The organism is Cupriavidus gilardii (assembly GCF_017598945.1).
In the GTDB taxonomy this organism is placed as follows: domain Bacteria; phylum Pseudomonadota; class Gammaproteobacteria; order Burkholderiales; family Burkholderiaceae; genus Cupriavidus; species Cupriavidus gilardii_E.
Genome location: NZ_JAGFTW010000042.1, coordinates 21,145 through 27,168, shown reverse-complemented (window position 1 = coordinate 27,168; position 6,024 = coordinate 21,145). Strand labels below are relative to the sequence as shown.

The 6,024-nt window shown below is 68.3% G+C and carries 5 protein-coding genes; all 5 read left to right on the top strand.

The window, feature by feature from the left end; translation table 11 throughout:
- The coding region (locus tag J5T34_RS15140) for a hypothetical protein (protein WP_244258931.1) at positions 1 to 500 on the top strand (500 nt) is incomplete at its 5' end.
- 126 nt (positions 501 to 626) lie between these two features.
- A complete protein-coding gene (locus J5T34_RS15135) occupies positions 627 to 1,385 on the top strand; it encodes a TSUP family transporter (RefSeq protein ID WP_208580438.1) in 759 nt (252 codons plus the stop codon).
- 317 nt (positions 1,386 to 1,702) lie between these two features.
- Positions 1,703 to 2,851 carry an ABC transporter substrate-binding protein gene (locus tag J5T34_RS15130; RefSeq protein ID WP_208580437.1) on the top strand — a complete coding sequence of 383 codons (1,149 nt, stop codon included), beginning with the start codon at positions 1,703 to 1,705 and terminating at the stop codon, positions 2,849 to 2,851.
- A gap of 229 nt (positions 2,852 to 3,080) precedes the next feature.
- The gene (locus tag J5T34_RS15125; RefSeq protein ID WP_174106005.1) at positions 3,081 to 4,133 is read left to right on the top strand and encodes a branched-chain amino acid ABC transporter permease; all 1,053 of its coding nucleotides are present in this window, start codon (positions 3,081 to 3,083) and stop codon (positions 4,131 to 4,133) included.
- Entirely contained in the window at positions 4,133 to 6,010 is a 1,878-nt protein-coding gene (locus tag J5T34_RS15120) for a branched-chain amino acid ABC transporter ATP-binding protein/permease (protein ID WP_244258935.1), read from the top strand. The genes J5T34_RS15125 and J5T34_RS15120 overlap by 1 nt, the downstream gene beginning before the upstream one ends.
- Positions 6,011 to 6,024 lie beyond the last annotated feature (14 nt).

Below are 6,024 nucleotides of genomic sequence, written 5' to 3'. Positions count from 1 at the left end.
CCCTCCCAGCCGTCCCAGCTCCCCCCGGCGCCGCCGCCCCCACCCCCCCCTCTCTGACTCGCCAGGCTTTTCCCGCCGACCAGCCGATGCTGGCGGACTGGCTGCAGACGTGCGCGCCGGCCGCGGTGCTGCTGCAGCGGGGCCGCGCCGCGATGCTCGAGCGGCTGCTGCAGCGACCGGAACTCGGCCTGTGCCTGCTGGCGCAGCAACAGGGCACGCTGGTCGGCTGCGTGCCGGTCCAGCTGATGGCGCGCCTCGATCTGGGCGGGCTGGCCGCGATGGTCGGCGAAGCATGGTGCTTGCCCGGAACGCACGAAAGTGGTGCAATCCTCGCTTCTTGCCGCGACTGGCTCGCCGATTGGTGCCGGGCGCATGGCGTGCGCCATCTGCTGTGGGCGCCGGGGCTGCCTGGCGCCGGCGAGCCGGACAGCGGCCTGAGCCGGCTGCCGTGCGGGCTGTGGCATCGCGACCTGGCCCCGGCCGCCAAGCAGCTCGCCTGATTCCCCGGAGTCCTCGCCCGTCCTGCCTGTTTTGCCTGTTCTGCCGGCCCGGCCCGCTTTGTCCGCCACCGGTCCGGATCGCCGTGCCGGCCGCGGCTTCCCGTTCCCGTTTTCCCGGATGTTCGAATGGAGTTCGCTTTCCTCTTTGCCGCCGCCTTGCTGGCCGGTCTGATCGACGCGGTCGCCGGTGGCGGTGGCCTGATCCAGATTCCCGCCATCTTCAGCGCGTACCCGAACCATGCGCCCGCGACGCTGATCGGTACCACCAAGGTCGCCTCGATGGCCGGCACCTTCAACGCCGCGGTGCGCTACGCGCGCAGCGTGCGGATCTACTGGGGCGCCACCGGGCCCGCCGTGGCCGCGGCCTTCCTCTGCTCGATGGCCGGTGCCTACACGTTGACGCTGGTCCCGGCCGAGCCCTTGCGCAAGCTGCTGCCCTTCGTGCTGGCGATCCTGCTGGTCTATACGCTGGCGAAGAAGGACCTCGGTGCCGAACATGCGCCGACGCTGTCGGGCGCGCGCGAGCGCTGGGTCGCGCTGCTGGGCGGCGCGGCGATCGGCTTCTACGACGGCATCTTCGGGCCGGGCACCGGCAGCTTCCTGATGATCATGTTCGTGCGGCTGTTCGGCTACGACTTCCTGCACGCCGCCGCTTCCACCAAGCTCGTCAATCTGGCCACCAATGTCGCCGCGCTGATGCTGCTCGGCTTCAGGGGCCACGTCTGGTGGGAACTGGGCCTGGTGATGGCGGTGGGCAACGTCATCGGCAGCCAGCTCGGCAGCCGGCTGGCGCTGAAGCACGGCAGCGGTTTCGTGCGCAAGGTCTTCCTGCTGGTGGTGACCGCGCTGATCCTGAAAACGGCCTGGGACGCCTTCGCCGGCTGACCGCTGCGCACGCGCGGCGCGTCTCGGAAAGGCGCGCCGCTGCTGGCGATGCGGGTTAATCCTGCCTTGGCGCCAAGGGTCGCTGTGTTAGACTCGGTGCGAATTCCCGACCGCTCGGTCGGCGAATGAAATCCGGCGTCGGCCGACCTGGGAGCGGCCGCGACCTTCCAGCAAGGAAGGCACGCGCGGACGGGATCGGGCACGACGGGGGAGAGCGGCGCAAGCAGCGCGGCACGATCCGTCAGAACAACAAGCCAGGCGCGGACCGGTGGCAAGCCGGTGCGATGCATGCCGGCTTGAGAGAAGAAGGAGACACGATGAATTTCAAGCGCGCCAGCATGCTGGCCTTCGCCGCCGCCTGTCTGTGCGCCGGCGCTGCCCAGGCCCAGATCAAGGTCGGGGTGACGGTATCGGCCACGGGTCCCGCCGCTTCGCTGGGCATCCCCGAGAAGAACACCTTCACGCTGCTGCCCAAGGAGATCGCCGGCAAGAAGGTCGAATACATCGTGCTCGACGACGCCTCGGACAGCACCACCGCCGTCAAGAACACCCGCAAGCTGATCAGCGAGGACAAGGTCGACGCGGTGGTCGGCTCGACCGTGACGCCGAACTCGCTGGCGATGGTCGATGTGGTCGCCGAGAGCGGCACGCCGATGATCACGATGGCGGCGTCGGCGCGCATCATCGAACCGATGGACGCCAAGCGCGCCTGGGTCTTCAAGACCCCGCAGAACGACTCGCACATGGCGACCGCGATCTCCGAGCACATGAGCAACAACAACGTGAAGACGGTGGCGTTCATCGGCTTCGCGGATGCCTACGGCGAAAGCTGGTCGCAGGAGTTCGCCAAGGTCGCGGACATCCGCAAGATCAAGGTGGTGGCCAACGAGCGCTTCGCCCGCACCGATACCTCGGTCACCGGCCAGATCCTGAAGATCATGGCCGCCAACGCCGACGCGGTGCTGATCGCCGGCTCGGGCACGCCGGCCGCGCTGCCGGCCAAGGCGCTGAAGGAGCGCGGCTACAAGGGCAAGATCTACCAGACGCACGGCGTCGCCAACCCCGACTTCCTGCGCGTCTGCGGCAAGGATTGCGAAGGCACGCTGCTGCCGGCCGGTCCGCTGCTGGTCGCCGAACAGCTGCCCGACAGCAATCCGGTCAAGAAGCCGGCACTGACCTACAAGACCGCCTACGAGAAGGCCTTCGGCGGCCAGGTGTCGACCTTCGGCGGCCACGCCTGGGACGCCGGCCTGCTGCTCGAGCGCGCGATTCCCGTCGCGCTGAAGAAGGCGCAGCCGGGCACGCCGGAATTCCGCAAGGCGCTGCGCGACGCGCTGGAGCAGACCAGGGAGCTGCCGGTCTCGCACGGCATCATGACGATGAGCCCGACCGACCATCTGGGCCTGGACCAGCGCTCGCGCGTGATGGTGCAGATCGTCGACGGCAAGTGGAAGCTGCAGAAGTAGGCACGCCCGACAGCTTCGCCGCGCGGCAGGGCGCATGGACGCACCATGCGCCTTTTTTGTTTTGAGGCGCGCTTTCCGTTTGCCGTGGGACGCTCCCCTCTCCCGCAAGGCGGGAGAGGGGAGAAGACCGAGCGACAGATACCGGCTAGGGTTCGCGCGGATTTCCTCGTAGCGTAAGACCTTTACTATTTCGTAATTCGCTGCATCGCGGCAACTCCTCGGGGAGATCATGGACCTCTCGATTGCGGCCATCCTGGCTCAGGACGGCATCACCTCCGGCGCGATCTACGCGCTGTTGGCGCTGGCCCTGGTGCTGGTGTTTTCGGTGACCCGCGTCATCTTCATCCCGCAAGGGGAGTTCGTCGCCTACGGCGCGCTGACGCTGGCGGTGATGCAGGCCGGCCATGCGCCGCAGACCTCGTGGCTGCTGGTGGCGATGGGCGTGCTGACCTTCGTCTACGAGGGCGCCACCGTGCTGCGCAGCGCCGAACTGCGCCGCAGCGCCGGCCGCCGGCTCGCGGTGCTGGCCGGCAAGTACCTGGTCTTTCCGTTCGCGGTGCACTGGCTGACGCAGGCCTATGGCGCGCAGCCGCTGCCGATGCTGGCGCAGATCGCGCTGACGCTGCTGATCGTGGTGCCGATGGGCCCGATGCTGTACCGCATCGCCTACCAGCCGCTGGCCGAGGCCAGCACGCTGGTGCTGCTGATCGTCTCGGTCGGCGTGCACTTCGCGCTGGTCGGGCTGGGGCTGGTGATGTTCGGCGCCGAAGGCTCGCGCACCACCGCGTTCTCCGACGCGCGCTTCGATGTCGGCGCGCTGTCGGTGTCGGGCCAGAGCCTGTGGGTGATCGGCGTTTCCGCGCTGCTGATCGCCGCGCTGTACTTCTATTTCGACCGCACGCTGACCGGCAAGGCGCTGCGCGCGACCGCGGTCAACCGGCTGGGCGCGCGCCTGGTCGGCATCGGCACCACGCAGGCGGGCCGGCTGTCGTTCACGCTGGCCGCGGCGATGGGCGCGCTGTGCGGCATTCTGATCGCCCCGCTGACCACGGTCTATTACGAGTCCGGCTTCCTGATCGGCCTGAAGGGCTTCGTCGGCGCGATCGTCGGCGGGCTGGTCAGCTATCCGGTGGCGGCCGCCGGCGCGCTGCTGGTGGGCCTGCTCGAATCCTATTCGTCCTTCTGGGCCAGTGCGTTCAAGGAGGTCATCGTGTTCACGCTGATCATCCCGGTGCTGCTATGGCGCTCGCTGACCAGCAAACATGTGGAAGACGAGGAATGATGCAACGGCAAGCCACACAGACAACACGGACGCAGCAGGCCTCCGACACGGCGGCGGCCGCGACGCAGCCCATCCCGGCCACGACCTCCGGCAGCGCGAACCTGCGCAACCGGCTGCTGCTGATCGCGTTCGCCGCGATCCTGGCGCTGCTGCCGGTGCTGCCGACGCCCGAGTTCTGGATCACGCTCGGCAACTACATCGGCCTGTACAGCATCGTCGCGATCGGCCTGGTGCTGCTGACCGGCGTCGGCGGCATGACCTCGTTCGGGCAGGCGGCGTTCGTCGGGCTCGGCGCCTACAGCACCGCCTACCTGACCACGCAATACGGGCTGTCGCCGTGGTTCGGCCTGCTGGTCGGGCTGGTGATCACGATGGCGTCGGCCTATGTGATCGGGCTGATCACGATGCGGATGTCCGGGCATTACCTGCCGCTGGCGACGATCGCCTGGGGGCTGTCGCTGTTCTTCCTGTTCGGCAACCTCGAATTCCTCGGCAAGTACGACGGCCTGAACGGCATCCCGGTGTTGTCGCTGCTGGGCTTCGAGCTGCAGTCCGGCCGCTCGATGTTCTATCTGATCTGGGTGGTGGTGCTGCTCGCGGTGCTGGCGATGCAGAACCTGCTCGACTCGCGCCCGGGCCGCGCGATCCGTGCGCTGAAGGGCGGCGGCGTGATGGCCGAGGCGATGGGTGTCAATACCGCGTGGATGAAGGTGGTGGTGTTCGTCGTCGCCGCGGTGCTGGCGTGCATCTCGGGCTTTCTGTACGCGCATCTGCAGCGCGCGGTGAATCCGACGCCGTTCGGCCTGAACTACGGCATCGAGTATCTGTTCATGGCGGTGGTCGGCGGCGTCGGCCATGTCTGGGGCGCAGTGCTCGGCGCCGGCATCCTGACCATCCTGAAGGACATGCTGCAGGGCGTGCTGCCCAAGCTGCTCGGGGCCAACGGCAACTTCGAGATCATCGTCTTCGGCGTGCTGCTGGTACTGCTGCTGCAGTACGCGCGCGACGGCCTCTGGCCCTTCCTGCGCAAGGCGTGGCCGAGCGGTCCGCCGGTGCGCGCGCCGCAGCAGGCGGCGGCGCTGCCGGTGCGGCAGAAACCGCAGGCGGGCGAGCTGATCCTCGACGTGCGCGCTGCACGCAAGGAGTTCGGCGGACTGGTGGCGGTCAATGACGTCAGCTTCCAGGTACGCGCCGGCGAGATCGTCGGGCTGATCGGGCCCAACGGCGCCGGCAAGTCGACCACCTTCAATCTGGTCACCGGTGTGCTGCCGGTCACCCGCGGCGAGGTCCACTACCGCGGCGAGGCCATCACCAATCTGCCGTCGCGCGAGATCGTCAAGCGCGGCATCGGCCGTACCTTCCAGCACGTGCATCTGCTGCCGACCATGACGGTGCTGGAGAACGTCGCGATCGGCGCGCATCTGCGCGGCGACTACCGGCCTCAGGGCGGCGTATCGGCGGCGATCCTGCGGATGAACCGCGGCGAGGAGGCCAAGCTGCTGTTCGAGGCCAGGCGCCAGCTCGAACGCGTGGGCCTGGCCGACTGCATGTACATGGAAGCGGGCAGCCTGGCGCTCGGCCAGCAACGCATTCTCGAGATCGCCCGCGCGCTGTGCTGCGATCCCGCGCTGCTGCTGCTCGACGAGCCGGCCGCCGGCCTGCGCTACAAGGAAAAGCAGGCGCTGGCCGAACTGCTGCGCAAGCTCAAGGGCGAGGGCATGAGCGTGCTGCTGGTCGAGCACGACATGGACTTCGTGATGAATCTGACCGACCGGCTGGTGGTGATGGAGTTCGGCACGCGCATCGCGGAGGGCGTGCCCGAGGACGTGCAGAAGAACCCCGCGGTGCTCGAGGCCTATCTGGGCGGCGTGGAATAAGAATCGGGAGCGAT